The sequence below is a fragment of the Citrobacter sp. RHBSTW-00887 genome (assembly GCF_013728095.1).
In the GTDB taxonomy this organism is placed as follows: Bacteria; Pseudomonadota; Gammaproteobacteria; order Enterobacterales; family Enterobacteriaceae; genus Citrobacter; species Citrobacter braakii.
Window position 1 is genome coordinate 3,766,096 of the sequence record NZ_CP056267.1, and the last position, 25,055, is coordinate 3,791,150.

A 25,055-nucleotide genomic window follows, 5' to 3' on the forward strand; every position below is an offset into this window, starting at 1 on the left:
ACGCAGCCCACAAAGAGGCAGCTTCAAGGATGACGTGAATTAGCCGCCGTGATAAATACGCTGCGGCCTCCCCACCTTACCGTGAATAATCTCCGCAATAATCAAATGACGGCTGGCACAGTACTCCAGGTAGCGCCTGGAGGTGGTACGGCTGATAGTGAGTGCCTGGGCGATCGTTTCCGCAGTATGATGTACCGTCGGATCGGCAAATAATTTCAACACCGCATTCAGCGTTAACGCATCAATTCCGGTCGGCAAATCGCCTTTCGGTTCGCCGCGCGCATAAGCATTAAACATTTCATCAATCTGCTTTTGACTGGCGCTGTCATTACCGGCCAACATGCGTCTGCGCTGTTGATAACGCGTCAGCGTCTGTCCCAGGCGCTCGTAGGCAATGGGTTTGACCAGATAATCAAACGCGCCGCTGCGCACGGCCTCGGAGACCGTTTCCATGTCGCTGGCCGCCGTGGTAAACACCACGCCCCCCGGATAACGCGTCTGGGTTAGCTCATGCAACAACGTAATTCCCTTGCCGTCCGGCAAGTAGTTATCGAGCAGAATCAAACCGGGCTTAAAACGCTCAATCATCATCCTCGCTTGCGCAAGATTACCCGCCAGCCAAATCTGGCTGAAGCCGGGTATATGGCGGATATATTCAGCATGCATTTCCGCCAGTAGCGTTTCATCCTCAACGATCAATAGCGTTAATGGTTCCGTCATTATTTTTTTTCACTTTCGGAAGAAATAAAGAAAATAAGGTGCCGCAGGGGGAGTTATCTTCGAGTGTAATCACCCCGTTACAGCGCCTCACATAACTTGCAATCAGATACAAACCGATGCCATGTTCACCTGGTTCATCGGTACGGGTGCTCACACCCTGTTCAAATATTTTTTCACGCAATGCTTCCGGTACACCGCATCCCTGATCGGCAACTTCGATGATCACGTCATCCCCTTCATCGCTCAAATAGAGTTCGACGATCTTGTTGCCTTGCTGGGTGCGCAAGCTCGCTTCAAATGCATTATCAAGCAGATTGCCAACAATTGCTGCAAACTCTGTGCTATCCAGCCCCTCAGGGAGTTGATGCAGTTGACTGCCAGGAACGATAGTCATAGTGAGGCCCAGTTCACGCGCACGCTGCACCTTGCCAAACAACAGACCGGCTACCTGACGATCGGCAAACGCGCCGCGCAGGCTGTCAATCAGTTGCTGTTGCGCCTGCGATTCCCCCTGCACCATTGCCAGCACCCGGTCATACTCTTTCATTTGCAGCAGGCCATTAATGGTCGACATCCAGTTAAGGTGTTCATGACGCAGCGTTCTCAGGCTCTCTACATACTGTTTGATCTGCGTTAATTGCGCATTAAGAGTAGCAATTTCATCTTTACTACGAAAACTGATGATTGCCCCAAGCAGTTCATCGCCGGAGCGAATCGCCTCACGGTTAGCGATAACGCTCAGGCCATTAAAGTTCACCATCGCGTCCTGTCGTTTTTCCGCAATCTGCTGGGTGAAAAAGTCAGTCGGCTGAACCACCTCACTAACCGGTTTTCCAAGCCACTTTCGTCCAGGCGAAGACAGCCCCAGCATTTTCCTCGCGCTGCGGTTTATTGCGGTGATATACCCATCAGGGTCCACGGCGATCAAACCTTCATATACCGAGCTGAATAGCGCTTCCTGCTGACGCACTACCCGCGCAATTTGCTTAGGTTCCATCCCCAACATCTGTCGGCGAATATGGGCAGCAAATAACCAAGAGAGCAGCATAAGTACCAGCAACAGCAGGATAAACACCCCTGCCATTGGGAGTAAAAAGTCCGATCGCCAGCTATCGATTTTACTGATCAGATAGCCAATTGAGACCACGCCAATGATTTTGCCATCGTCATCAAAGATTGGCGTTTTGGCGCGCATCGCCATCCCAATGGACCCTTTGCCGGTAATAAAGTAACTTTCCCCTCTTTCCAGCGCGCCGGGTTTGGTGAACTGCATCGGGTAGCCAATTTTTTCCGGATTTGGGTGGTAAAGGCGGACAGAGTTGGTATCCCCGATCACCACATAGTCGAAGTCAGTCCCGCTCTGCAGTTTGTCGGCAATGGTCGCCAGACGCTTGTAATCACGATGCTTCACCGCCGCGATGATACTGTCGTTAGAGGCGATGATTTTGGCCTGGTTCATCGCCATATCGCGGACATGCGTTGCCAGATAATCTTCAAAACTGGCGGTAAAGTATTGTGCTAACGCGGCGATAATAAAAACAGAAACGACCAAAATAAGCAGAAAGATACGCAATGGAAACGCCAGACTGCGAAAAAAAGGAAACCGTGTTTTATTTTTCTGCTCTGCCATATTTCTTCCTCAGCGACGATACCCGAAACTTATTTCTCATTGTAGTTGTAATAAAAATGTTTTATTTGCAAGTCGCGGTATAAAACAGGATCGTTGCAGATTCCCCACCTTAAATCAATTAAACAAATTAAAACCACACGCTATTTCGGAGTTAAATTAATTAAAAAACTTAAAACCATAAAACACATTAAAACCTTCTAACTTATTGTGAAATAAATCAAAAATTACCTCCAAAATACTCCTTACGATGTATGCAGCAGGGAAAAAAAGAAATACTCCGTAATAAAAAAACATTCCCTTCAATTGCAAACAAGAAGTTATCAGGTTGCTAAACAGAGCAACAAAAACAGAAACCCAGTAACAAATATAGCATCGGGGCTCTATTCACTATGTTCGGTAATAATATATTCACGCAAGTTAAACGCTCAGAAAATAAAAAGATGGCGGCTATCGCGCAATTTCTGAAAGAGAATGATTTGAGCGTTGATACAACTGTCGAAGTATTTATCACCGTCACCCGTGATGACCGCCTGATTGCCTGCGGCGGCATTGCCGGCAATATCATAAAGTGCGTCGCCATCTGCGAATCCGTAAGGGGTGAAGGCTTAGCGCTGACGCTGGCGACCGAGTTAATCAACCTCGCCTATGAGCGCCACTGTACGCACCTCTTCATCTATACCAAAACCGAGTACGAGTCGCTGTTTAAGCAGTGCGGTTTTTCTACGCTGACCAGCGTTCCCGGCATTATGGTGCTGATGGAAAACAGCACTACACGTCTGAAACGCTACGCTGAATCACTGGCGAAACAGCGCCATGAAGGGAAAAAAATTGGCTGTATCGTCATGAACGCCAACCCCTTCACCAACGGACATCGTTTTCTGATCCAACAAGCAGCCGCGCAATGTGACTGGCTGCATCTGTTTTTGGTGAAAGAAGATACCTCGCGTTTTCCGTATGAAGACCGACTGGATCTGGTGCTTAAAGGGACAAAAGACATTCCACGTTTAACCGTTCATCGCGGTTCGGAATACATCATTTCCCGCGCCACATTCCCGTGCTACTTCATCAAAGAGCAGAGCGTTATTAACCACTGCTATACCGAAATAGACCTGAAAATCTTCCGCCAGTATCTGGCCCCGGCTCTCGGCGTCACGCACCGCTTCGTCGGTACCGAGCCGTATTGCACCGTCACCTCCCAGTACAACAACGATATGCGCTACTGGCTGGAGACCCCAACGCTTCCCGCCCCACCGATTGAACTGGTGGAAATTGAGCGGCTGTGCTTCCAGGAGATGCCGATTTCTGCCTCCTGGGTGCGCAAGCTGCTGGTTAAAAAAGATCTCACGGCTATCGCATCCCTGGTCCCTGACGCCACGCTGCACTATCTGCAAAGCATGGTTGAGCGGGCCTCATCGGGTGCGGCAGTCCGCCAAAATACCCCCGCATTAGCAACAGGTGAAAAATGAAAATAAACCAGGCAGCCGTCGCAGGCACACTCGAGTCCGGTGATGTGATGATTCGCATCGCCCCACTCGATTCGCAGGATATTGACCTGCAGGTTAACAGTAGCGTCGAAAAGCAGTTCGGTGATGCCATCCGGGCCACCATTCTGGACGTTCTGTCCCGCTACAACGTACGCGGCGTGCAATTAAATGTTGATGATAAAGGCGCACTGGACTGCATTTTACGTGCGCGACTGGAAGCACTACTGGCCCGCGCTGGCGGTATTCCTGCACTGCCATGGGAGGATTGCCAGTGATTAGTGAATCTTTGCAGCAACGTAAACCCCGTACCCGCCGCAGCATGCTGTTCGTACCGGGCGCCAATGCCGCCATGGTCAGCAACTCGTTCATCTATCCGGCAGATGCGCTGATGTTCGACCTGGAAGACTCCGTCGCGCTGCGCGAGAAAGATACAGCTCGCCGTATGGTGTACCACGCGCTGCAGCATCCGCTGTATCACGACGTTGAAACTATCGTGCGCGTAAACGCCCTCGACTCCGAATGGGGCATTAACGATCTCGAAGCCGTGGTACGCGGCGGCGCTGACATCGTGCGTTTACCGAAGACCGATACCGCGCAGGACGTCATCGACATCGAAAGCGAAATCCTGCGTATCGAGAAAGCCTGTGGCCGTGAGCCCGGCAGTACCGGTCTGTTAGCTGCCATCGAATCGCCGTTAGGCATTACCCGTGCGGTAGAAATTGCCCACGCTTCCGAGCGCCTGATCGGTATTGCACTGGGTGCGGAAGATTATGTGCGTAACCTGCGCACTGAGCGCTCTCCGGAAGGGACTGAACTGCTGTTTGCCCGCTGCTCTATTTTGCAGGCGGCACGCTCTGCCGGCATTCAGGCGTTCGACACCGTTTATTCCGATGCCAACAACGAAGCGGGTTTCCTGCATGAAGCCGCACACATCAAGCAACTGGGTTTTGACGGTAAGTCGCTCATCAACCCGCGCCAGATCGAGCTCCTGCACAACCTGTACGCGCCGACACGCAAAGAGCTGGCTCACGCGCGCCTGGTCGTGGAAGCCGCTGAAGCCGCCGCTCGCGAAGGCCGTGGCGTAGTTTCCCTGAACGGCAAAATGGTCGACAGCCCGGTTATCGAGCGCGCCCTTCTGGTTATCTCCCGTGCAGAACTTTCCGGCATTCGCGAAGAATAAGGCAAAAAAATGACGCAGAAAATCGAACAGTCTCAACGCCAGGATCGCGTGGCGACCTGGAGCCGTCATGCAGAAAGTGAGCTTTCCGCTTATCAGAGCACCGCAAAAGTAGAATTACAGGCGCAAAAACCGCGCGACAAGAAGCTGTGCGCTAACCTGGAAGACGCCATTCGTCGTTCAGGTTTACAGGATGGCATGACCATCTCTTTCCACCACGCTTTTCGCGGTGGCGATCTGACGATTAACCTGGTGATGGACGCCATCGCCAGAATGGGCTTTAAAAATCTGACGCTGGCCTCCAGCTCCCTGAGCGACTGCCATGCTCCGCTGGTTGAGCACATCCGTCAGGGCGTGGTCAGCCGTATTTACACCTCCGGGCTGCGTGGCCCGCTGGCGGAAGAGATCTCGCGTGGCCTGCTGGCCGAGCCTGTGCAGGTCCACTCCCATGGCGGCCGTGTACACCTGGTGCAAAGTGGCGAACTCAGTATTGATGTGGCGTTCCTCGGCGTACCGTCCTGCGACCAGTTTGGTAACGCTAACGGCTATACCGGTAAAGCGTGCTGTGGTTCACTGGGCTATGCCCGCGTCGATGCCGAAAATGCAAAACAGGTTGTCCTGCTGACTGAACAGCTGCTGACCTATCCGCATAACCCGGCCAGCATTACGCAGGATCAGGTGGATCTGATTGTACAGATCGATCAGGTCGGCGATGCGGACAAAATCGGTGCTGATGCGACACGCATGACCACCAACCCGCGAGAACTGTTAATCGCCCGTAGCGCGGCAGACGTCATTGCTAACTCCGGTTACTTCAATGAAGGCTTCTCACTGCAGACAGGAACCGGCGGCGCTTCTCTGGCCGTTACTCGTTTCCTGGAAGACAAGATGCGCAGCCGCGATATCCGTGCTGACTTCGCGCTGGGCGGCATCACCGCTACCATCGTTGACCTGCACGAAAAAGGCCTGATTCGCAAACTGCTGGACGTACAGAGCTTTGACCGTAACGCGGCTGAGTCGCTGGCCCGCAATCCAAACCACATTGAGATCAGTGCCAACCAGTATGCCAACTGGGGCTCAAAAGGCGCCTCCGTCGATCGTCTGGACGTCGTGGTGCTGAGTGCGCTGGAAGTTGATACCAGCTTCAACGTTAACGTACTGACCGGTTCTGACGGCGTACTGCGCGGCGCATCCGGCGGTCACTGCGATACTGCGGTTGCCGCTGCGCTTTCCATCATTGTCGCTCCGCTGGTTCGCGGACGCATCCCGACGCTGGTTGATAACGTCCTGACCTGCGTAACCCCAGGCTCCAGCGTAGACATCCTGGTCACTGACCACGGTATCGCCGTTAACCCTGCGCGTCCGGAACTGGCTGAACGTCTGAAAGAAGCCGGTATGAAAGTGGTGTCCATTGAATGGCTGCGCGAACGTGCACAGCAGCTCACCGGTCAGCCACGCGCTATCGAATTCACCGACCGCGTGATTGCCGTTGTGCGTTACCGCGATGGCTCGGTGATTGACGTTGTGCATCAGGTGAAGGAATAAGCCATGCGCCTGCTCCCTGAACACGCCACCCAACACGCGGTTTCGATTCCCGAGCTGCTCGCCAGCCGGGATGAGAGACAAGCAAGGCAACATGCCTGGCTGACGCGTCATCACGCGCCACTGGTCTCATTTACCGTGGTCGTACCGGGTCCGATTAAAGACAGCGCATTAACCCGTCGCATCTTTAATCACGGCGTCACCGCCCTGCTCGCGCTGGCGGAAAAATCCACCTGGATTATCAGAGAGCAAACGGCGCTGGTTTCTGCCAGCGGTCCGGAAGGTCTTTTGTCTATTGAGGCCCCGGCCCACGACCTCAAGCTCGCCACGATTGAACTTGAGCATTCACATCCGCTGGGACGGTTATGGGACATCGATGTCCTGACCCCTGATGGGGAAATTCTGTCCCGACGTCATTTCGCACTCCCTGCCCGCCGCTGTCTGCTGTGCGAGCAAAGCGCTGCCGAATGCGCGCGGGGTAAAACCCACGCGCTTTCCGACTTACTCTCTCAGATGGAGGCACTGCTGCATGATGCCGATTCCCGCAACATCAACCAATAACGCAGTCCTTCCTCTGGATCTGCCTGACGCTTACGCAACGCTTGCCTGGCGGGCCATGTTGACTGAAGTCAACCTGTCGCCCAAACCGGGTCTGGTGGATCGTATTAACAACGGCGCACATAAAGATATGGCGCTGGAAGATTTTCATCGCAGCGCTGAGGCAATTCAGGCCTGGCTGCCGCGTTTTATTGAATATGGGGCGTTTAGCGCACAGCTGTCGCCTGAAGATGTGTTGAAAGGACTGCGCCCACTGGGTATGGCCTGCGAAGCCGATATGTTTCGCGCCACCGAGGGGGTAAACACCCATAAAGGGAGCATCTTTTCACTGGGGCTGCTGTGTGCCGCCATTGGCCGCCTGCACCAGCTCCAACTGACTGTTACCGCTGAAACCCTTTGCTCTACGGCAGCAACATTTTGCCGTGGCCTGACCGAGCGCGAACTGCGCCAGAACAATCAACAACTCACGGCTGGCCAACGTCTTTATCAGCAACTGGGATTAACCGGCGCACGGGGCGAAGCCGAAGCAGGATACCCGCTAGTCATCAAGCATGCCCTGCCGCACTACCGCGCACTGCTGACTCAGGGCCGCGATCCTGAACTGGCGCTACTCGACACGTTATTGCTGCTGATGTCTATCAATGGCGACACCAACGTGGCTTCACGTGGCGGCGCAGAAGGTCTGCGCTGGCTACAGCAGCAGGCCACAACTCTATTGCAGCAAGGGGGGATTCGCACCCCTGCCGATCTCGAATACCTGCGCCAGTTCGACCAACAGTGCATTGAACGCAACCTCAGCCCAGGAGGCTGCGCCGACCTGCTGATCGTCACCTGGTTCTTAGCTCAGATTTCACAAGTTCATCATTATCACAATTAAAGATCCTTTCCGGAGAATCACACACATGTCTTTAGCAAAAGATAAAATATGGAAATTACTGGCCCCATTGGTCGTAATGGGCGTCATGTTTCTTATCCCTGTCCCTGATGGAATGCCCCCGCAGGCCTGGCACTATTTTGCCGTTTTCGTGGCAATGATTGTTGGGATGATCCTGGAGCCAATCCCGGCAACAGCGATAAGCTTTATCGCCGTAACGATCTGTGTCATCGGCAGCAACTATCTGCTGTTTGATGCTTCAGAGCTGGCCGACCCGGCGTTTAAAGCGGGTAAGCAAGCGCTGAAATGGGGTCTGGCAGGCTTCTCCAGCACTACCGTGTGGTTGGTGTTTGGCGCGTTTATCTTCGCGCTGGGCTATGAAGTCACCGGTCTGGGTCGTCGTATCGCGCTGTTCCTGGTAAAATTCATGGGTAAACGCACCCTGACGCTGGGCTACGCGATTGTCATCATCGACATTCTGCTGGCGCCGTTTACACCATCCAACACCGCGCGTACCGGTGGTACCGTATTCCCGGTTATCAAAAACCTGCCGCCGCTGTTTAAATCATTCCCGAACGATCCGTCCGCGCGCCGTATCGGCGGATATCTGATGTGGATGATGGTAATCAGTACCAGCCTGAGCTCCTCTATGTTCGTTACCGGTGCTGCACCTAACGTGCTGGGTCTGGAATTCGTCAATAAAATTGCTGGTATTCAAATCAGCTGGTTGCAATGGTTCCTCAGCTTCCTGCCGGTTGGTATTATTTTGCTGATCGTTGCTCCGTGGCTGTCCTATGTTCTTTACAAGCCAGAAGTTACTCACAGTGCTGAAGTTGCCGCGTGGGCTGGTGATGAACTGAAAACCATGGGTAAACTGACGCGTAAAGAGCTGACCCTGATCGGTCTGGTTCTGCTCAGCCTGGGTCTGTGGGTCTTTGGCGGTAAACTGATTGATGCGACCGCTGTGGGTCTACTGGCAGTCTCGCTGATGCTGGCTCTGCACGTTGTCCCGTGGAAAGACATCACCCGTTATAACAGCGCATGGAACACCCTGGTTAACCTCGCCACGCTGGTCGTTATGGCGAATGGTTTAACCCGTTCAGGCTTCATCGACTGGTTCGCCAACACGATGAGCTCGCACCTGGAAGGCTTCTCGCCTAACGCGACCGTGATCGTTCTGGTGCTGGTGTTCTATTTTGCTCACTACCTGTTTGCCAGCCTTTCCGCACACACCGCCACCATGCTGCCGGTTATTCTGGCCGTCGGCAAAGGCATCCCGGGCGTTCCGATGGAACACCTGTGTATCCTGCTGGTACTGTCCATCGGTATCATGGGCTGTCTGACTCCGTATGCAACTGGCCCTGGCGTTATTATTTACGGCTGCGGTTATGTGAAGTCCAAAGACTACTGGCGTCTGGGTGCTATCTTCGGCGTTATCTACATCTCTATGCTTTTGCTGGTCGGCTGGCCGATTCTGGCAATGTGGAGCTAATCATTCGGGTTCCCGCCTGATGAAAATGATGCCAGTCAGCTAAACCTGACTGGCATTTTTTATGATTAAATAGATGATATTCAGAATTGATATAAGTATCCGAAATCATCATGACATCAACATGGCGTTATTCTTCGCTGCTGGCAGCACTTCTGCTCCCAGTTTCTGTAGCTCAGGCCGACGAACTTCAGGCAAAACAGTACGCTGATTTTGACAGCTACGTGCTGGCCCTCTCCTGGCAAACCGGATTTTGTCAGAGCCAACACGAGAGAAATCGTCAAGAGCCCGACGAATGTCGTCTGCAAAAAGAGAGCGCGGATAAAGCAGATTTCCTGACCGTTCACGGTTTATGGCCCAGCCTGCCAAAATCCATCGCCGCCCGTGGAGTAGACAACCGCCGCTGGATGCGCTTTGGCTGCGCGACTCGCCCTATTCCCAACCTGCCTGAAGCGCGCGCCAGCCGTAAATGCGCGGCTCCCGAAACGGGCCTGTCGCTGGAAAGCGCGGCAAAACTCAGTGCCGTAATGCCCGGTGCCGGCGGGAGATCCTGTCTGGAACGTTACGAATATGCCAAACATGGCGCCTGTTTCGGTTTTGATCCCGACGCATACTTCGGCACGATGGTACGGATGAATAATGAGGTTAAGAACAGCGAGGCTGGCAAATTCCTCGCGGAAAACTACGGCAAAACCGTCAGCCGCAGCGCATTTGACGCCGCCGTCGCTAAAAGCTGGGGCAGAGAGAACGTCAAAGCCGTGAAGCTAAGCTGCCACGGCAATCCGGCCTATCTCACAGAAATCCAGTTGTCACTGAAAGCCGACACCATTAACCAGACGTTATCCGCACAGTCATTCTTACCGCAACCGCATCCGGGTAACTGCGGTAAACAGTTTATTATCGACAAAGTGGGATACTGAAAATAACGACCGGCGCGGCAAGCTGGCGTCGGTCCATATGGTTAGCGTTTTGAACGGGCATCCGGGCGAATTAAATCAAAGCGGTGTGTTTCACTGATCGAATAATACGCCGTTGGCCCGCCCGCACGCAGTACCGGTTTTGCTTTCGCCGTCTGGTAGATGCCGCCTTCCAGTAGCGTTTCATCAATATGGATACCCACCACTTCTCCCAGCACCAGCCAGGTTTCAACAGGCGAACCATCAGCGGTGGTCAGTTGCAGACTTTGCGATAAGCGACACTCAAAATTGACCGGGCTTTGCGCCACGCGCGGCACGCTGACTATCCGACTATCTGCTTTGCTTAGCCCGGCGGCAAAAAACTCATCCTCGCCGTGAGGCAAGCTGGCTGACGTTTCGTTCATCGCGCTGGCCAGCTCAAGAGTCGTCAGATTCCAGACAAACTCACCGGTGTCGATAATATTCTGCACGCTATCTTTCCAGCCGCTGCTGGCGAAACCGATAATCGGCGGATGATAATTAAAGCAGTTAAAGAAACTGTACGGTGCAAGATTATGCCGACCGTCGCTGTCACGGGATGCAATCCAGCCAATAGGGCGCGGTCCAATGATGGCATTCAGCGGGTCATGCGGTAAGCCGTGTCCTTGTGATGGTTGATAGAAATACATAGCGTTCTCTGTTGAAGTTAACATCAGCGCAGCACAAATTATGCTTCGCTCATCTCCCTGGAAAAAGAAGATCAGCGTAGAACAATCCGCTAAAGATTACGATTGAATAAAGTTGAGCAGATCGCCGTTGATCTGTTGTTTATGGGTAGTGCAAATGCCATGCGAACCGCCAACATACACCTTCAACTGCGCGTCAGGCAGTATTTCCGCCGCAACCTTTCCGCAGGTTTCAAACGGGACAATCTGATCGTCATCACCATGGATCACCAGCGTCGGGATAGTCATCTTTTTGAGATCCTCACGCAGGTCAGTTTCTGAAAACGCGTGAATACAGTCGTACAACGCTTTGATGGAACCTTGTAAGCCCTGTTCAACAAAGCTTTCACGAACGGCTTTCGACGCATTTACGCCCGGGCGGTTGTAGCCATAGAATGCAGCGGTCAGTTCATAGAAGAAGGCAGCGCGATCGTTTATCACTCCCTCACGGATGCCATCAAACACCTCTTTCGGCACACCATTTGGGTTAAAGTCGGTCTTGATCATTATGGGCGTCACCGCGCCGATTAACACCGCTTTGGCTACCCGCTGCGTTCCATGGCGACCAATGTACCTCGCCACTTCCCCGCCCCCGGTAGAGTGTCCGACATGTACGGCATCTTTAAGATTGAGATACGCGGTAAGTTCAGCCAGATCGTCAGCATACTGATCCATATTGTGACCATCCCAGGGTTGGGCTGAACGCCCATGCCCGCGCCTGTCATGGGCGATCACCCGAAATCCTTTCGACCCGAGGAACAGCATCTGATCCTCAAACGCATCTGCCGTCAGCGGCCAGCCATGGCTAAAGACGATAGGCTGCCCACTTCCCCAATCTTTAAAATGCAAATAGCTGCCGTCTTTCAAGGTAAGTTTGTCGTACTGGCTCATGAGATCTCCTGTCGCGGAACACTGAGTTGTTTGACGCGCCCGCAGCGAGCGCTTAAAAAGCATAATGCAAATTGGAGAACGATCGCGTTTTTCGGCTAAAATCACACCATACGCAACAATATTGATGATTTGCCTGAATGTGAACTAAATCACTTCAAACCAGGGGTAAGTCTCAGTATCATCATAAAAGCTAAACCCTTGCCGCCTGACGGTGAGGGTTTTCTTTTGGGATTATTTACCTGCGCACCCGCAGTATCGACGACATGGAGTAACAAATGTCCAGACCAACTATCATCATTAACGACCTCGATGCGGAACGCATTGACCGCCTGTTGGAGCAACCTGCGTTTGCTGGTTTACCGATTGCCGACGCCCTGAACGCCGAGCTGGATCGTGCCCAAATGTGTTCACCAGAAACCATGCCGCACGATGTCGTGACCATGAACAGCCGCGTGAAATTCCGCAATCTGAGTGATGGCGAAGTCCGTGTGCGTACCCTGGTGTATCCGGCCAATATGACTGACAGCAGCACACAGCTTTCGGTAATGGCACCTGTTGGCGCGGCACTTCTGGGTCTGCGCGTTGGCGACACTATTCACTGGGAACTACCAGGCGGGACCTCAACACACCTCGAAGTCATCGAGCTTGAGTACCAACCTGAAGCTGCAGGCGACTACCTGCGCTAACTCTGTCTTATCAAAGCCACTCGCTTTATCTTACAGGGGATGCATCCGCATCCTCTTTCCGGTTAGTCCCCAGTTCCTGACTCTCACCTTATCTCCTGTTCGCAAAACATAAATCTGTGTCGTGACTGACAGAATCATTTTTAATACTATGCTGATATGTGTTCATGTAATGACAAGGAGAATGTTTATGTACAACACAATCATAATGCCTGTTGATGTATTCGAAATGGAACTGAGCGACAAGGCTATTCGCCATGCAGAATTTCTGGCACAGGAAAACGGGGTTATTCATCTGCTGCATGTGCTGCCAGGCTCAGCAAGCTTAAGCCTGCACCGCTTTGCAGCCGATGTCCGTCGTTTTGAAGAGCATCTACAACACGAAGCGGAAACCCGTCTGCAAACGATGGTCGGTCACTTCAGCATCGATCCTTCCCGTATTAAACAACACGTCCGCTTTGGCAGCGTACGTGACGTCGTCAACGAGTTGGGTGAAGAGTTGAATGCGGATGTGGTCGTCATTGGATCGCGCAACCCATCAATCAGCACTCATCTGCTCGGCTCAAACGCTTCCAGCGTTGTTCGCCACGCTACTCTGCCAGTGCTGGTTGTACGTTAATAGCCTCTAATTTGCTAAAGAAAACCCCTGCCAGGTTAACGCCTGACAGGGGTGACCATGAAAACGTACTGCAGGTTGATATAATAAAGAAAACGCCTCATCTTTCTTTGATGAAACTAATGGTCAGACTCATTAAATAAATGTGTTACGCGGTTTATTGTTTCAAGAATTGACAATCTGAAAGCGTGGAAATAAAAAACCGCCAGCGGATGGCTGACGGTTTTGGCATTGCAGGTGTATCTTACTTTTTTTATGCTACTGTCGTGCGAATCAGATAATCAAACGAACTCAATGAGGCCTTCGCGCCTTCACCGGTCGCGATGATGATCTGCTTATACGGTACGGTAGTGCAGTCACCAGCGGCGAAAACCCCCTTCACGCTGGTTTCGCACTTGGCATCAATGATGATTTCACCCATGCGATTACGCTCGACGGCACCTTCCAGCCAGTTGGTGTTTGGCAGCAGACCTATCTGTACAAAGATACCCGCCAGTTCCACACTGTGAACATCGCCACTCACGCGGTCGCGATACTCCAGGCCGGTGACTTTGCTGCCATCGCCTTTCACTTCTGTCGTTTGCGCATTCAGAATAATATCGACGTTTTTCAGACTGCGAAGCTTATTCTGCAGCACCTGGTCAGCCTTCATTTCAGGTGCGAACTCCAGCAGCGTCACATGTTCAACAATGCCTGCCAGGTCAATAGCAGCTTCAACACCGGAGTTGCCGCCACCAATCACCGCAACGCGCTTGCCTTTAAACAGCGGGCCATCGCAGTGCGGGCAGTAGGTTACGCCTTTGGTGCGATACTGATCTTCACCCGGAACGTTCATGTTGCGCCATTTCGCACCGGTGGCAATGATAATGCTGCGTGCTTTCAGCACCGCACCGGATGCCGTTTCAATCTGATGCAAACCGCCTTCCTGCGCCGCCGGAACCAGTTTACTTGCGCTCTGGCTGTCGATCACATCAACATCATAGTCATCAACGTGTGCTTTCAGCGCGCCCGCCAGTTTCTGGCCTTCGGTTTTCGGTACCGAGATGTAGTTTTCAATATCAACGGTATCAAGAACCTGACCGCCAAAACGTTCGCCCATCAGACCAGTGCGAATACCTTTACGTGCAGAGTACACTGCCGCTGCCGCCCCCGCAGGACCAGAACCGACAATCAGCACGTCATAAGCATCACGTTTATTCAGCTCTTGTGCAGCACGTTTTTCTGCGCCGCTATCTACTTTCGCCACGATCTCAGTCAGCGTCATACGCCCCTGACCGAACTCTTTGCCGTTCATATACACCGCCGGAACGCCCATCACGTTGCGATCGGTAATTTCGTTCTGGAATGTACCGCCGTCAATCGCCGTATGCTTGATGCGTGGATTCAGTACCGACATCAGGTTCAGCGCCTGTACCACGTCCGGACAGTTATGACAGGAAAGCGAATAATAGGTTTCAAACTCAAAATCACCGTCAAGATCGCGGATCTGCTCCAGCAACGCCTGCGCCTCTTTTGACGGATGACCACCGGTCCACAGCAGCGCCAACACCAGGGAGGTAAACTCATGGCCCAGCGGAGAACCGGCAAAGCGCGGCCCCTGGTGAGAACCTGGATTGGTAATCAGGAACGATGGCTTGCGTACCGCCAGAGTATTGTCTTCTTTAAAGGTGACTTTTTCTGACAGTTCAGCAATTTCAGTCAGCAGTTCCTTGATTTCTGCCGATTTAGCGCTGTCATCCAGCGTAGCAATCAGCTCAACAGGTTTGGTCAGTTTCTCAAGATAAGCCTTGAGCTGGGTTTTCATATTTGTGTCGAGCATTCTTCTTCCCTCTCTGAAAACATCATCATGCAAGCCGACTTTGCGGGACTGCATTAATGCAACTTGCGTCATGGTGCTGGAATGAAACAGGCGCAAACTGCGCCTGTGGAATGGCCGGATGCACTGCGTTTATCCGGCCTACAAATTATGCGACTTAAATCTTACCGACCAGATCTAAGGATGGAGCCAGGGTCGCTTCGCCTTCTTTCCATTTCGCCGGGCAAACTTCACCTGGGTGAGAGGCAACGTACTGTGCGGCTTTAATTTTACGCAGCAGGTCAGACGCATCACGGCCGATACCTTCAGCGGTAACTTCGATTGCCTGGATGATACCCTGCGGGTCTACAACGAAGGTTGCGCGGTCAGCCAGACCTTCATCTTCACGCATGTTGTCGAAGTTACGGGTCAGGGCGCCAGTCGGGTCGCCGATCATCGCGTATTTGATTTTCGCGATGGTGTCAGAGCTGCTGTGCCATGCTTTGTGGGTGAAGTGGGTGTCAGTAGATACGGAATAGACATCTACGCCCAGTTTCTGCAGTTCTTCGTAGTGGTCAGCCACATCACCCAGCTCGGTCGGGCAAACGAAAGTAAAGTCAGCCGGGTAGAAGAAGAAGACGCTCCAGCGACCTTCGGTATCTTTCTCGGTTACTTCGATGAACTCACCGTTTTTGAACGCCTGGTTTTTGAAAGGTTTAATTTTGGTATTAATCAAAGACATCTGTACTTCCTCCGTGTTTTCGTTGAGAGATAAGTTAACGAAAATCTCTTCGCAGGGCTAATGCGTTTCCTTTATCAAATCAATAAGCGTTAACTAACAACCCACTCAAACTCATGTTGTGAACCTAAAGATAAAAGTAAAAAAGGCCCCCTTTGCAGGGAGCCTCATTACCCGAGCTACCCGCAGGTAACGTCAGTGCCAGCAGGGCTGGCTATGTGTTGCGCTCTACATTACCTTAACAAAGGTCGTAACAGCGATTGGGATTACATCACCCAACTCAAGAAAGGGCAATCGACAGACGGTCGATCTTACCTATGGCTGCGATAGGTTTTGCAACTTAGCCCCCTTTCCTTCTGATTTTATAAGGAAAATCAATGTTTAAACGTACCTTACTCTTAACCCTGCTTCCTGCCGTGGTGCACGCCGAAGAACTTCCTGCCCCCGTTAAAGCTATTGAGAAACAGGGCATTACTATTCTGAAACCCTTCGACGCGCCCGGTGGAATGAAGGGCTACCTGGGAAAATACCAGGATATGGGCGTTACTATTTATGTTACGCCTGACGGTAAACACGCCATTTCCGGTTATATGTATAACGAAAAAGGCGAAAACCTCAGTAATTCGCTGATAGAAAAAGAGATCTACGCCCCTGCCGGGCGCGAAATGTGGCAGCGAATGGAAAAAGCATCCTGGATTCTGGACGGGAAAAAAGAGGCTCCGGTCATTGTTTACGTGTTTGCCGATCCCTTCTGTCCCTATTGCAAACAGTTCTGGCAGCAGGCTCGCCCGTGGGTGGACTCAGGTAAAGTTCAGTTGCGCACATTACTGGTTGGCGTAATTAAACCCGAAAGCCCGGCTACCGCCGCAGCGATTCTGGCCGCAAAAGATCCGGCCAAGACCTGGCATGACTATGAGGCATCCGGTGGGAAAATGAAGCTACAAATCCCGACCTCCGTCTCACCGGAGCAGATGAAGGTATTGAATATCAATCAAAAGTTGATGGATGATTTAGGCGCCAACGTCACGCCGGCTATCTATTACATGAGTAAAGACGATACGTTACAACAGGAAATCGGCTTACCGGATAAGGAGAAATTAAACATTATCATGGGTAATAAATAAATGTGAAAAAATGAGTGGTTGTTATCATTCCCATGTCAATCACTCATTTAAATTAACTTTTTTGGTCAAAATTACGCAACATGTGCTATTTTTAGTTTAAATTAATAATTCATTAAGCACACAAACATAAACCACAAGAATATTCACAACTTAAAATATTTCAGAATTAAATTTTTCAAAACATGACCATCACAGGAAGGTATGTATGGCTAACCTCTATGACCTTAAAAAGTTCGATCTCAATCTATTGGTTATCTTTGAGTGTATTTATCAACATTTGAGTATCACTAAAGCTGCCGAAACTTTGTATATCACCCCCTCTGCTGTTAGCCAGTCACTGCAACGGCTACGCACACAATTTAATGACCCACTGTTTATCCGCTCCGGAAAAGGCATAACACCAACGATTATGGGGATTAACCTCCATCATCATCTTGAGAAAAATCTCAACAGTCTGGAGCAGACAATAAATATCATGAATAACTCCAGTCTAAAGAAAAAATTCATTATTTACTGTCCACAACTACCAACAATTATCAACATCGAGGAAATTATTCATTTTGTCAGAGAAGAATCTCATGTCGAAATTGAGCACCATAACATACTGATCACTGCTGAAAGTACGGAAAATCTGTTGGCTTACAGAAAAGCAGATTTAGTCATTGCTACCGCTCCAGTGAGTAATCGCTCGATAATATGCTCGCCATTTAAAACTGTCGAAACAATATTAGTTTGCAACAATAACCATCCGAGAATTAATGGAGAAAGTACGCTTGAAACAATATTAAAAGAACAGTTCACGCAACTTATTTCTGAAGATACAGGTGTTAAGGAATACTGGCAACAAACCAGCACATTGCTGGCTAATCGAGATGTTGGCTTCCGCAGCGACTCATTAATAACGATCATTAACATTATTTCAAATACAGATATCATAGGTCTGTTACCAAGAGATGTTTACGAACAATATACCGGCTCATTTAATTTAAAAGAGATCTGTATCGATATCCCATTACCCAAAATAAATTTATTTATGATGTATAACAGAGCATCACTCAACAATACTGGTTTCGTTAATTTAATCAATAAAATAAATGATAAAAATGACCAAAGGACTAACAAATAGAGCTTACCTATTCATTTTGTATTTTTATGAATGAAGGCAATTCAAAACAATTATGAATGTATTAAAACGTTGCACATGAAAAAAATTAGCATATCTTATTGTCAGCATTTGTTATTGTTTTAAATAATAATTCTGATATGAGTTTAATATGTCTATTTATAAAATCCCGCTTGATCAAAACGTGCTGGACGCCGCTCTGGAGCGCATAACCTGGGCGCTGGAAACTCTGCCTCGGGTTTGTGTCTCTTTCTCCGGCGGGAAAGATTCAGGACTGATGTTACATCTGACAGCTATGCTTGCACGCCAACTGCATAAAAAAATTGACGTAGTATTTATCGACTGGGAAGCCCAGTTTTCCTGCACTATTGATTATGTTGAGGCGCTTCGTGCACGTTATTCTGATGTCATCGAGCGCTTTTATTGGGTGGCTTTACCGCTCACCACCCAGAATTCCCTCTCTCAATTTCAGCCAGAATGGCAGTGTTGGGAACCAGGTACTCCGTGGGTTCGCCAGCCTCCCACGGATGCCATAACCGATCCAGAGTATTTCTCCTTCTATCAACCCGGCATGACCTTTGAACAATTTGTTCGCGAGTTCGCTGACTGGTATTCAGAGAAACGTCCAGCCGGCATGATGGTCGGGATCCGCGCCGATGAGTCATATAATCGTTTTGTCGCCATTGCCAATTCGCAAAAGCAGCGCTTTGCCGATGATAAACCCTGGACCACCAGCGCCCCCGGCGGGCATACCTGGTATATTTACCCGATTTATGACTGGAAAACTGCCGATATTTGGACCTGGTTCGCAAAAACCAGAATGTCGTGCAATCCCTTATACAATCTCATGTATCAGGCCGGTGTCCCAACACGTTACATGCGTATTTGTGAGCCCTTTGGCCCGGAACAGCGTCAGGGATTATGGCTATATCACGTCATTGAACCCGAGCGCTGGGCAGCCATGTGCGCCCGTGTCAGCGGTGTAAAAAGTGGCGGAATTTATGCCGGTCACGACAACCATTTTTACGGGCACCGCAAAATATTGAAACCCGAACATTTAAACTGGCAGGAATACGCCATGCTGCTACTCAACAGCATGCCGGAAACGACCGCTGAGCATTATCGCAATAAAATCGCCATCTATTTGCAGTGGTATAAGAAAAAGGGCATGGACAATATCCCACAAACTCAGGAAAAAGATATTGGCTCAGCGGATATTCCGTCGTGGCGGCGTATCTGTAAAGTCCTGCTGAATAACGACTACTGGTGCCGGGCGCTGTCATTCAGCCCCACAAAACCTAAAAACTACCAACGTTATAATGAACGCATGAAAATAAAACGCCAGCAATGGGGAATCTTATGCAACACCGACTAACTCAAGAACTCACTGGTTTTCTTTCTGGGCTGTCAGAAGAAGAGCGAATTGAAGCAATCAACCAATTCAGAATGGCTATCCACAGCGTCAGCCCTTTTCGTGAAGAGCCAGTAGATTGTGTACTATGGATTAAAAACGAGCATATCTCACCCAATGACTATAACCCTAATAACGTTGCGCCTCCGGAGAAAAAGCTGCTGCAGAAATCCCTCGAAGCAGACGGATTCACGCAGCCCATCGTGGTAGTTCACTCCACGGAGGAAGAATACGAAATTGTCGATGGTTTCCACCGTCATGAGCTAGGTAAAAGCAAACCGTCGCTGAAATCACGCCTGCATGGCTACCTGCCGGTCACCTGTTTACAGCGTGAGCGCCATGAACGCATGGCAGCGACAATTCGTCATAACCGTGCCCGTGGGCGGCATAAAATTCATGCCATGTCGGAAATCGTTCGTGAATTATCGCTACTGGGATGGAGCGAAGAGAAAATCAGTAAAGAGTTAGGTATGGACGACGATGAGGTTTTACGTCTGAAACAAATTAACGGTCTGCAAGAGTTATTTGCCGACCGTCGCTTCTCCAAAGCCTGGACAGTAAAATAACTACAGCGCAACCAGACGTTCGGCTGCCGCCAGCAGCGTCGATTCTTGCTTGGCAAAACATAGGCGAATCAGCTTATGCGGGAAAGGATCGGCGCAGAAAACCGACAACGGGATCGCGGCAACGCCCACTTCTTTGGTCAGCCACTGGCAAAACTCCACGTCGTTAAGCGTGGAGACGGCACTGTAATCGACCAGCAGAAAATAGGTGCCTTCACACGGCAAAATTTCCAGCCGGCTGTCACGCAGCGCGTTCACCAACACATCGCGTTTTTTCTGATAAAAGGCTGGCAACTCACGATAGTGTGTTGGATCCTTCCGCAGCATATCCGCCAGCGCCAGCTGAGCCGGCGTATTCACTGAGAACGTCAGATACTGGTGTACCTTGCGTAATTCAGCGCTAATGGCGGCAGGCGCAACGCAGTAGCCGACTTTCCAGCCGGTCATATGGTAGGTCTTCCCAAACGATGAAACGGCAACGGCGCGTTCGCGCAGCTGTGAATGCGCCAGCACGCTGGCATGTCCTTGTCCGGCGAAGCAAATGTGCTCATAAACTTCGTCGCTGATGACAAAGATCTCGCGTTCTTTAATTGCCTGCCACAGAGCATCAAAATCGGCGTGATGCCATACGGTGGCGGAAGGATTGTGCGGCGTGTTAAGGATCACCAGTCGGGTACGTTCGCTGAGTACAGCGCTAAATTCCTGCCAGTCGACGCGAAAAGACGGCGGTTGCAGCGCGATACGTTTAACTACGCCGCCGGATAATTCGACCGCGGGCGCATAGCTGTCGTAGCTCGGGTCAAAACAAATCACCTCATCGCCAGGACGCACCAGCGCCGTAATTGCGGCGAACAGCGCTTCTGTGGCCCCCGCCGTCACGGTCACTTCACTATTCGCATCAGGTTTATAGCCGTACAACTGCGCGGTTTTATCCGCAATGGCTTCGCGCAGCGGCTGTACGCCCGTCATCGGCGCATACTGGTTTGCGCCATGCGCGACGTGATACGCCAGACGTTCCTGCAAAAAGAGTGGCCCGTCAAAATCAGGAAATCCCTGCGAGAGGTTAATGGCCTGATGCTGCTGCGCCAGCGCGCTCATTTGCGTGAAAATAGTGGTGCCAAGATTAGGCAGTTTGCTTTGCGGAATCAGCGGGTTATTACTCATTATTGTTATCCCAGCGGGTGATGTTGTGGTTGAAGCCACTATAGCACGATGCTAGTATTTGGCAATCAAGACGTTCAGACGTCTATATAAAAATAACCTGCATTGACAGGACAGCCAAAAGGACAACACAACATGAGTAATACCGAGATTCGCGTCGTCACCGGCCCGGCCAACTATTTTTCCCATCCCGGCAGCCTGTCAAGACTCAACGATTTTTTCACCGCAGAGCAACTCTCACGCGCCGTCTGGGTTTACGGTGAACGCGCCATCGACGCGGCCCGCCCTTATCTGCCTGAGGCATTTCATCTTGCCGATGCCAGGCACCTGCTGTTTACGGGACATTGCAGCGAAACCGATGTTACTCAACTGGCAAAAGAGTCAGGAGACAATCGCAGCGTGGTGATTGGTGTGGGCGGCGGGACATTGCTCGACACAGCCAAAGCGCTGGCTCGTCGTCTGGGTCTGCCTTTTGTCGGTATTCCGACTATCGCAGCGACCTGCGCCGCATGGACACCGCTCTCCGTCTGGTACAACGATGCAGGCCAGGCGCTGCATTTCGAAATTTTCGCTGACGCCAATTTCCTCGTGCTAGTCGAGCCAGAGATCGTTCTCAATGCGCCTGAAGAATACTTACTGGCGGGGATCGGCGACACGCTGGCGAAATGGTACGAGGCCGTCGTGCTCGCGCCTGAGCCGGAAAACCTGCCTCTGACCGTACGTTTGGGTATCCATGCTGCGCAGACGATCCGCGACGTCCTGTTGGAAAGCAGCGAGCAGGCGCTGGTCGATAAGCAACAAGGCACGTTAAGCCGCACGTTTTGCGATGTGGTGGATGCAATTATTGCCGGAGGCGGCATGGTCGGCGGTCTGGGTGAGCGCTACACCCGCGTGGCGGCGGCGCATTCGGTACATAATGGCCTGACCGTGCTCCCGCAAACGGAGAAGTTTTTACATGGCACCAAAGTGGCGTACGGCATACTGGTGCAAAGCGCGCTGCTGGGACAAGATGATGTGCTGGCGCAGTTAATTACCGCCTATCAGCGCTTCAACCTGCCAACCCGGTTGGCTCAACTGGAAGTGGACATCAACAACCGCGCCGAAATCGACAACGTGATTGCGCACACCCTGCGCCCGGTGGAGTCCATTCATGCGCTGCCGGTAACGTTAACGCCACAGACGCTGCGCGCAGCGTTCGAAAAAGTAGAATCGTTTACGGTGTGATTATGGTGTGGGATGCCTGATGGCGGCAACGCAGCGAACCCCCTGGAGCTTACAAAGATAAGTGACCAGGGTGAACACGCCTGCAGCTTGAATGATGAAGAACATTAACAGCAGCGTGCGCCGCCTTTCCCCCCGTAGCGCGCATCCTGGCGTTCGCGGAAAAATTCTTCGTAGGTCATTGGTGTCAGGTCCGGATGCGTGACGCGCATATGCTCAACATAGTTGTCGTAATCCGGCACACCTATCATTAATCGGGCGGTTTGACCCAAATACTTCCCGGCTTTAGAGAGCGTTTCAAACATAGTGGTTCCCTGTCGAACAAACGCCCTCCCCATTCAGGAGAGGGCTCGTTGGTTAAGAGAATATTAGTGCGCGCCTTTCGCCTGCGCCACAATCTCTTCGACATTCTCAGGCATCGGTTCGTATGGCGTTTCTTTCGACGTAGGTTTGTCCTCTTTCAGTGCTGCCAGTGCAGTTTTGATGGAGAACAGACCCAGCACCACAACGACTACCATGAAGAAGATAGTGAGACCCGCATCCAGGCGGTTGTTAAACACCAACTGCGTCAGCTGCGACTGAGTGTACTGCGCCGGAATATTACCGCTGTCGATCATCGCCTGGAACTTGTTAGCGATGGCGAGGAAGCCAATTTTCGCATCCGGGCTAAACGCTTTCTGCCAGCCGGCGGTCAGGGTACAAATCAGCAGCCAGGCCGTTGGTACCAGCGCCACCCACGCGTAGCGCTGACGTTTCATCTTGAACAGCACCACCGCGCAAAGCATCAACGCCATACCGGCCAGCATCTGGTTGGCGATACCAAACAGTGGCCACAGGGTATTAATACCACCCAATGGATCCACCACGCCCTGGTGCAAGAAGTAACCCCAGGCCAGCACACACAGCGCCGTTGCCAGCAGGTTCGCAGGCAGCGAATCGGTACGTTTCAGACCCGGTGACACCACGCCCAGCAGATCCTGCAGCATAAAGCGTGCGGCACGCGTACCGGCGTCTACCGCCGTCAGAATAAACAGGGCTTCAAACAGAATGGCGAAGTGATACCAGAACGCCACATCCATCATTCCGCCCAGTGCACCATGCAGAATATACGCCATGCCCACCGCCAGCGTCGGCGCACCGCCTGCGCGGGAGATAATGGATTGTTCGCCGACATCGTTCGCAATCTGATGCAGCGTATCAGGCGTGATAACAAAGCCCCAACTGCTCACAACCTGTGCCGCTGACGCAACCACATCGGTGGTTCCGGCAGGTGCCAGTACAGCCATCGGGCTGTTCATCGCAAAGTAGACGCCCGGGTCGATAACGCAGGCCGCCACCAGCGCCATAATGGCGACAAAGGATTCCATCAGCATCCCGCCGTAGCCAATAAAACAGGCCTGACCTTCATTCGCCAGCATCTTCGGCGTGGTGCCGGAGGCAATCAGCGCGTGGAAACCAGAGACCGCACCGCAGGCGATGGTAATAAACAGGAACGGGAACAGGTTACCGCTCCAGACCGGGCCTGTACCGTCAACAAACTTGGTCAGCGCAGGCATGGTCAGCGTCGGACGCATGATCAGAATCCCTACCGCCAGACCAACAATGGTACCGATTTTCAGGAAGGTAGAGAGATAATCACGCGGCGCCAGCAGCAGCCACACCGGCAGTACGGCGGCGACAAAGCCGTATCCCACCAGCATCCAGGTCAACTGTACGCCGGTAAAGTCAAAGTACGGTGCCCAGGTCGGGCTTTCAGCCACCCAGCCGCCGGAAATAATAGCAAACACCAGGAATACCAGACCGATGACCGACACTTCACCAATGCGGCCCGGGCGCAGATAACGCAGGTAAATCCCCATGAAGATCGCCAGCGGGATAGTAAAGGCGACGGTGTAGGTTCCCCACGGGCTGTGGGTCAGCGCTTTCACGACGATCATCGCCAGTACCGCGAGGATAATCACCATGATCATAAAACAGGCCACCAGCGCAATGACGCCCGCCGTTGGGCCCATCTCTTCTTTCACCAGTTCGCCAAGGGAACGACCATCGCGACGGGTAGAAACAAACAGCACCATAAAGTCCTGCACCGCCCCCGCCAGTACCACCCCGGCAAGCAGCCAGATCATACCCGGCAGATAGCCCATTTGCGCCGCCAGCACCGGTCCAACTAATGGACCCGCTCCAGCAATCGCCGCGAAATGGTGGCCAAACAGCACTTTTTTATCGGTAGGAACATAGTCCAGACCATCGTTATGACGCACAGCTGGCGTCATACGCGTCGGGTCCAGCGCCAGTACATTTTTCGCGATGTACAGGCCGTAGAAACGGTAAGCGATAAGGTAGACACAGACCGACGCCACGACTATCCACAACGCGTTGATCTGTTCGCCACGATTTAATGCGATATAGCCGAGGGCAAATGCTCCCATAACGGAGAGCACTGTCCAGACGAGGTACTTCCCTGATTTATTCATACTTGGTTTTCCGTTGTCCTGGTCAGAGAGATGTTACATTTTGTTTCTATAACATCTTTTCTGAATTTAACAACCTGACAACCATGTAAACCCGAAGTATCACTGAGTATTTACATTGCATTGTTAACTGGATCACTTCATTTAGCCGTTAACCCTGCA

General features: G+C 51.6%; 24 protein-coding genes. 15 read left to right on the forward strand and 9 right to left on the reverse strand.

What is annotated here, in order from left to right; genetic code table 11:
* Positions 1 to 39 precede the first annotated feature (39 nt).
* Both dpiA and dpiB read right to left on the reverse strand, forming a co-directional pair.
* Positions 40 to 720, reverse strand: coding sequence for a two-component response regulator DpiA (gene dpiA / locus HV314_RS18100; RefSeq protein WP_016152226.1), 681 nt, complete (start codon positions 718 to 720; stop codon positions 40 to 42).
* Positions 689 to 2,350 (reverse strand): sensor histidine kinase DpiB, encoded by a 1,662-nt coding sequence (dpiB, locus tag HV314_RS18105; protein WP_046274583.1) that lies wholly within the window; start codon positions 2,348 to 2,350, stop codon positions 689 to 691. Before dpiB ends, dpiA begins: the two co-directional genes overlap by 32 nt.
* A gap of 389 nt (positions 2,351 to 2,739) precedes the next feature.
* Here dpiB and citC point away from each other — a divergent pair, with 389 nt between their 5' ends.
* The 8 genes from citC (at position 2,740) to rna (ending at position 10,394) form a co-directional block, all read left to right on the forward strand.
* Positions 2,740 to 3,816, forward strand: coding sequence for a [citrate (pro-3S)-lyase] ligase (citC, locus tag HV314_RS18110; RefSeq protein ID WP_016152224.1), 1,077 nt, complete (start codon positions 2,740 to 2,742; stop codon positions 3,814 to 3,816).
* Entirely contained in the window at positions 3,813 to 4,109 is a 297-nt protein-coding gene (gene citD, locus HV314_RS18115; protein ID WP_003831276.1) for a citrate lyase acyl carrier protein, read from the forward strand. The genes citC and citD overlap by 4 nt, the downstream gene beginning before the upstream one ends.
* A complete protein-coding gene (locus HV314_RS18120; RefSeq protein ID WP_016152223.1) occupies positions 4,106 to 5,014 on the forward strand; it encodes an aldolase/citrate lyase family protein in 909 nt (302 codons plus the stop codon). The genes citD and HV314_RS18120 overlap by 4 nt, the downstream gene beginning before the upstream one ends.
* 9 nt (positions 5,015 to 5,023) lie before the next feature.
* A complete protein-coding gene (gene citF, locus HV314_RS18125) occupies positions 5,024 to 6,556 on the forward strand; it encodes a citrate lyase subunit alpha (protein WP_016152222.1) in 1,533 nt (510 codons plus the stop codon).
* 3 nt (positions 6,557 to 6,559) lie between these two features.
* Positions 6,560 to 7,114 (forward strand): citrate lyase holo-[acyl-carrier protein] synthase, encoded by a 555-nt coding sequence (gene citX, locus HV314_RS18130; protein ID WP_153646825.1) that lies wholly within the window; start codon positions 6,560 to 6,562, stop codon positions 7,112 to 7,114.
* A complete protein-coding gene (citG, locus tag HV314_RS18135) occupies positions 7,083 to 7,988 on the forward strand; it encodes a triphosphoribosyl-dephospho-CoA synthase CitG (protein WP_049269763.1) in 906 nt (301 codons plus the stop codon). Before citX ends, citG begins: the two co-directional genes overlap by 32 nt.
* A gap of 25 nt (positions 7,989 to 8,013) precedes the next feature.
* Positions 8,014 to 9,477, forward strand: coding sequence for a citrate/succinate antiporter CitT (gene citT, locus HV314_RS18140; protein WP_016152219.1), 1,464 nt, complete (start codon positions 8,014 to 8,016; stop codon positions 9,475 to 9,477).
* Positions 9,478 to 9,587: 110 nt separating this feature from the next.
* Complete coding sequence (rna, locus tag HV314_RS18145) at positions 9,588 to 10,394, forward strand: ribonuclease I (RefSeq protein ID WP_049282446.1); 807 nt, start codon at positions 9,588 to 9,590, stop codon at positions 10,392 to 10,394.
* A 41-nt stretch (positions 10,395 to 10,435) separates the two neighbouring features.
* On the opposite strand, the gene HV314_RS18150 is transcribed toward rna, so the two are convergent.
* Positions 10,436 to 11,059: a flavin reductase family protein gene (locus tag HV314_RS18150; protein WP_047359504.1), complete on the reverse strand. Its 624-nt coding sequence runs from the start codon at positions 11,057 to 11,059 to the stop codon at positions 10,436 to 10,438.
* 96 nt (positions 11,060 to 11,155) lie between these two features.
* Positions 11,156 to 11,986, reverse strand: coding sequence for an alpha/beta fold hydrolase (locus tag HV314_RS18155; RefSeq protein WP_181546372.1), 831 nt, complete (start codon positions 11,984 to 11,986; stop codon positions 11,156 to 11,158).
* A 275-nt stretch (positions 11,987 to 12,261) separates the two neighbouring features.
* Between HV314_RS18155 and rnk the strand changes: the two genes are divergently transcribed.
* The gene (rnk, locus tag HV314_RS18160) at positions 12,262 to 12,672 is read left to right on the forward strand and encodes a nucleoside diphosphate kinase regulator (RefSeq protein ID WP_005120853.1); all 411 of its coding nucleotides are present in this window, start codon (positions 12,262 to 12,264) and stop codon (positions 12,670 to 12,672) included.
* Positions 12,673 to 12,859: 187 nt separating this feature from the next.
* Positions 12,860 to 13,288 (forward strand): universal stress protein UspG, encoded by a 429-nt coding sequence (uspG, locus tag HV314_RS18165; protein ID WP_016152215.1) that lies wholly within the window; start codon positions 12,860 to 12,862, stop codon positions 13,286 to 13,288.
* A gap of 250 nt (positions 13,289 to 13,538) precedes the next feature.
* Here the strand turns inward: uspG and ahpF are convergent, their stop codons facing one another.
* Both ahpF and ahpC read right to left on the reverse strand, forming a co-directional pair.
* Positions 13,539 to 15,104 carry an alkyl hydroperoxide reductase subunit F gene (gene ahpF / locus HV314_RS18170; protein ID WP_016152210.1) on the reverse strand — a complete coding sequence of 522 codons (1,566 nt, stop codon included), beginning with the start codon at positions 15,102 to 15,104 and terminating at the stop codon, positions 13,539 to 13,541.
* Positions 15,105 to 15,258: 154 nt separating this feature from the next.
* Positions 15,259 to 15,822: an alkyl hydroperoxide reductase subunit C gene (ahpC, locus tag HV314_RS18175; RefSeq protein WP_004859485.1), complete on the reverse strand. Its 564-nt coding sequence runs from the start codon at positions 15,820 to 15,822 to the stop codon at positions 15,259 to 15,261.
* Between the two features lie 374 nt (positions 15,823 to 16,196).
* Between ahpC and dsbG the strand changes: the two genes are divergently transcribed.
* The 4 genes from dsbG (at position 16,197) to HV314_RS18195 (ending at position 20,043) form a co-directional block, all read left to right on the forward strand.
* Positions 16,197 to 16,943, forward strand: a complete 747-nt coding sequence (gene dsbG / locus HV314_RS18180; protein WP_094760674.1) for a thiol:disulfide interchange protein DsbG — start codon at positions 16,197 to 16,199, stop codon at positions 16,941 to 16,943.
* Positions 16,944 to 17,148: 205 nt separating this feature from the next.
* Entirely contained in the window at positions 17,149 to 18,069 is a 921-nt protein-coding gene (citR, locus tag HV314_RS18185; RefSeq protein WP_181546374.1) for a DNA-binding transcriptional repressor CitR, read from the forward strand.
* Between the two features lie 148 nt (positions 18,070 to 18,217).
* Positions 18,218 to 19,441: a phosphoadenosine phosphosulfate reductase gene (locus HV314_RS18190; protein ID WP_181546376.1), complete on the forward strand. Its 1,224-nt coding sequence runs from the start codon at positions 18,218 to 18,220 to the stop codon at positions 19,439 to 19,441.
* On the forward strand, positions 19,426 to 20,043 hold the full coding sequence (locus HV314_RS18195; protein ID WP_181546377.1) for an IbrB-like domain-containing protein: 618 nt from the start codon (positions 19,426 to 19,428) through the stop codon (positions 20,041 to 20,043). Before HV314_RS18190 ends, HV314_RS18195 begins: the two co-directional genes overlap by 16 nt.
* Here the strand turns inward: HV314_RS18195 and HV314_RS18200 are convergent, their stop codons facing one another.
* Positions 20,044 to 21,204: a pyridoxal phosphate-dependent aminotransferase gene (locus tag HV314_RS18200; RefSeq protein WP_181546379.1), complete on the reverse strand. Its 1,161-nt coding sequence runs from the start codon at positions 21,202 to 21,204 to the stop codon at positions 20,044 to 20,046.
* A gap of 132 nt (positions 21,205 to 21,336) precedes the next feature.
* Here HV314_RS18200 and HV314_RS18205 point away from each other — a divergent pair, with 132 nt between their 5' ends.
* Positions 21,337 to 22,425 carry an oxidoreductase gene (locus tag HV314_RS18205; protein WP_181546381.1) on the forward strand — a complete coding sequence of 363 codons (1,089 nt, stop codon included), beginning with the start codon at positions 21,337 to 21,339 and terminating at the stop codon, positions 22,423 to 22,425.
* 104 nt (positions 22,426 to 22,529) lie between these two features.
* Here HV314_RS18205 and HV314_RS18210 read toward each other — a convergent pair whose 3' ends face one another.
* Complete coding sequence (locus HV314_RS18210; RefSeq protein ID WP_019076244.1) at positions 22,530 to 22,727, reverse strand: YbdD/YjiX family protein; 198 nt, start codon at positions 22,725 to 22,727, stop codon at positions 22,530 to 22,532.
* A gap of 63 nt (positions 22,728 to 22,790) precedes the next feature.
* Positions 22,791 to 24,896, reverse strand: a complete 2,106-nt coding sequence (cstA, locus tag HV314_RS18215; RefSeq protein ID WP_016152202.1) for a pyruvate/proton symporter CstA — start codon at positions 24,894 to 24,896, stop codon at positions 22,791 to 22,793.
* Positions 24,897 to 25,055 lie beyond the last annotated feature (159 nt).

Coding starts and splice junctions, on each gene's coding strand:
- dpiA (WP_016152226.1), bottom strand. CDS start 720: ATGACGGAACCATTAACGCTATTGATCGTTGAGGATGAAACGCTACTG.
- dpiB (WP_046274583.1), bottom strand. CDS start 2,350: ATGGCAGAGCAGAAAAATAAAACACGGTTTCCTTTTTTTCGCAGTCTG.
- citC (WP_016152224.1), top strand. CDS start 2,740: ATGTTCGGTAATAATATATTCACGCAAGTTAAACGCTCAGAAAATAAA.
- citD (WP_003831276.1), top strand. CDS start 3,813: ATGAAAATAAACCAGGCAGCCGTCGCAGGCACACTCGAGTCCGGTGAT.
- citF (WP_016152222.1), top strand. CDS start 5,024: ATGACGCAGAAAATCGAACAGTCTCAACGCCAGGATCGCGTGGCGACC.
- citX (WP_153646825.1), top strand. CDS start 6,560: ATGCGCCTGCTCCCTGAACACGCCACCCAACACGCGGTTTCGATTCCC.
- citG (WP_049269763.1), top strand. CDS start 7,083: ATGATGCCGATTCCCGCAACATCAACCAATAACGCAGTCCTTCCTCTG.
- citT (WP_016152219.1), top strand. CDS start 8,014: ATGTCTTTAGCAAAAGATAAAATATGGAAATTACTGGCCCCATTGGTC.
- rna (WP_049282446.1), top strand. CDS start 9,588: ATGACATCAACATGGCGTTATTCTTCGCTGCTGGCAGCACTTCTGCTC.
- HV314_RS18150 (WP_047359504.1), bottom strand. CDS start 11,059: ATGTATTTCTATCAACCATCACAAGGACACGGCTTACCGCATGACCCG.
- HV314_RS18155 (WP_181546372.1), bottom strand. CDS start 11,986: ATGAGCCAGTACGACAAACTTACCTTGAAAGACGGCAGCTATTTGCAT.
- rnk (WP_005120853.1), top strand. CDS start 12,262: ATGTCCAGACCAACTATCATCATTAACGACCTCGATGCGGAACGCATT.
- uspG (WP_016152215.1), top strand. CDS start 12,860: ATGTACAACACAATCATAATGCCTGTTGATGTATTCGAAATGGAACTG.
- ahpF (WP_016152210.1), bottom strand. CDS start 15,104: ATGCTCGACACAAATATGAAAACCCAGCTCAAGGCTTATCTTGAGAAA.
- ahpC (WP_004859485.1), bottom strand. CDS start 15,822: ATGTCTTTGATTAATACCAAAATTAAACCTTTCAAAAACCAGGCGTTC.
- dsbG (WP_094760674.1), top strand. CDS start 16,197: ATGTTTAAACGTACCTTACTCTTAACCCTGCTTCCTGCCGTGGTGCAC.
- citR (WP_181546374.1), top strand. CDS start 17,149: ATGGCTAACCTCTATGACCTTAAAAAGTTCGATCTCAATCTATTGGTT.
- HV314_RS18190 (WP_181546376.1), top strand. CDS start 18,218: ATGTCTATTTATAAAATCCCGCTTGATCAAAACGTGCTGGACGCCGCT.
- HV314_RS18195 (WP_181546377.1), top strand. CDS start 19,426: ATGCAACACCGACTAACTCAAGAACTCACTGGTTTTCTTTCTGGGCTG.
- HV314_RS18200 (WP_181546379.1), bottom strand. CDS start 21,204: ATGAGTAATAACCCGCTGATTCCGCAAAGCAAACTGCCTAATCTTGGC.
- HV314_RS18205 (WP_181546381.1), top strand. CDS start 21,337: ATGAGTAATACCGAGATTCGCGTCGTCACCGGCCCGGCCAACTATTTT.
- HV314_RS18210 (WP_019076244.1), bottom strand. CDS start 22,727: ATGTTTGAAACGCTCTCTAAAGCCGGGAAGTATTTGGGTCAAACCGCC.
- cstA (WP_016152202.1), bottom strand. CDS start 24,896: ATGAATAAATCAGGGAAGTACCTCGTCTGGACAGTGCTCTCCGTTATG.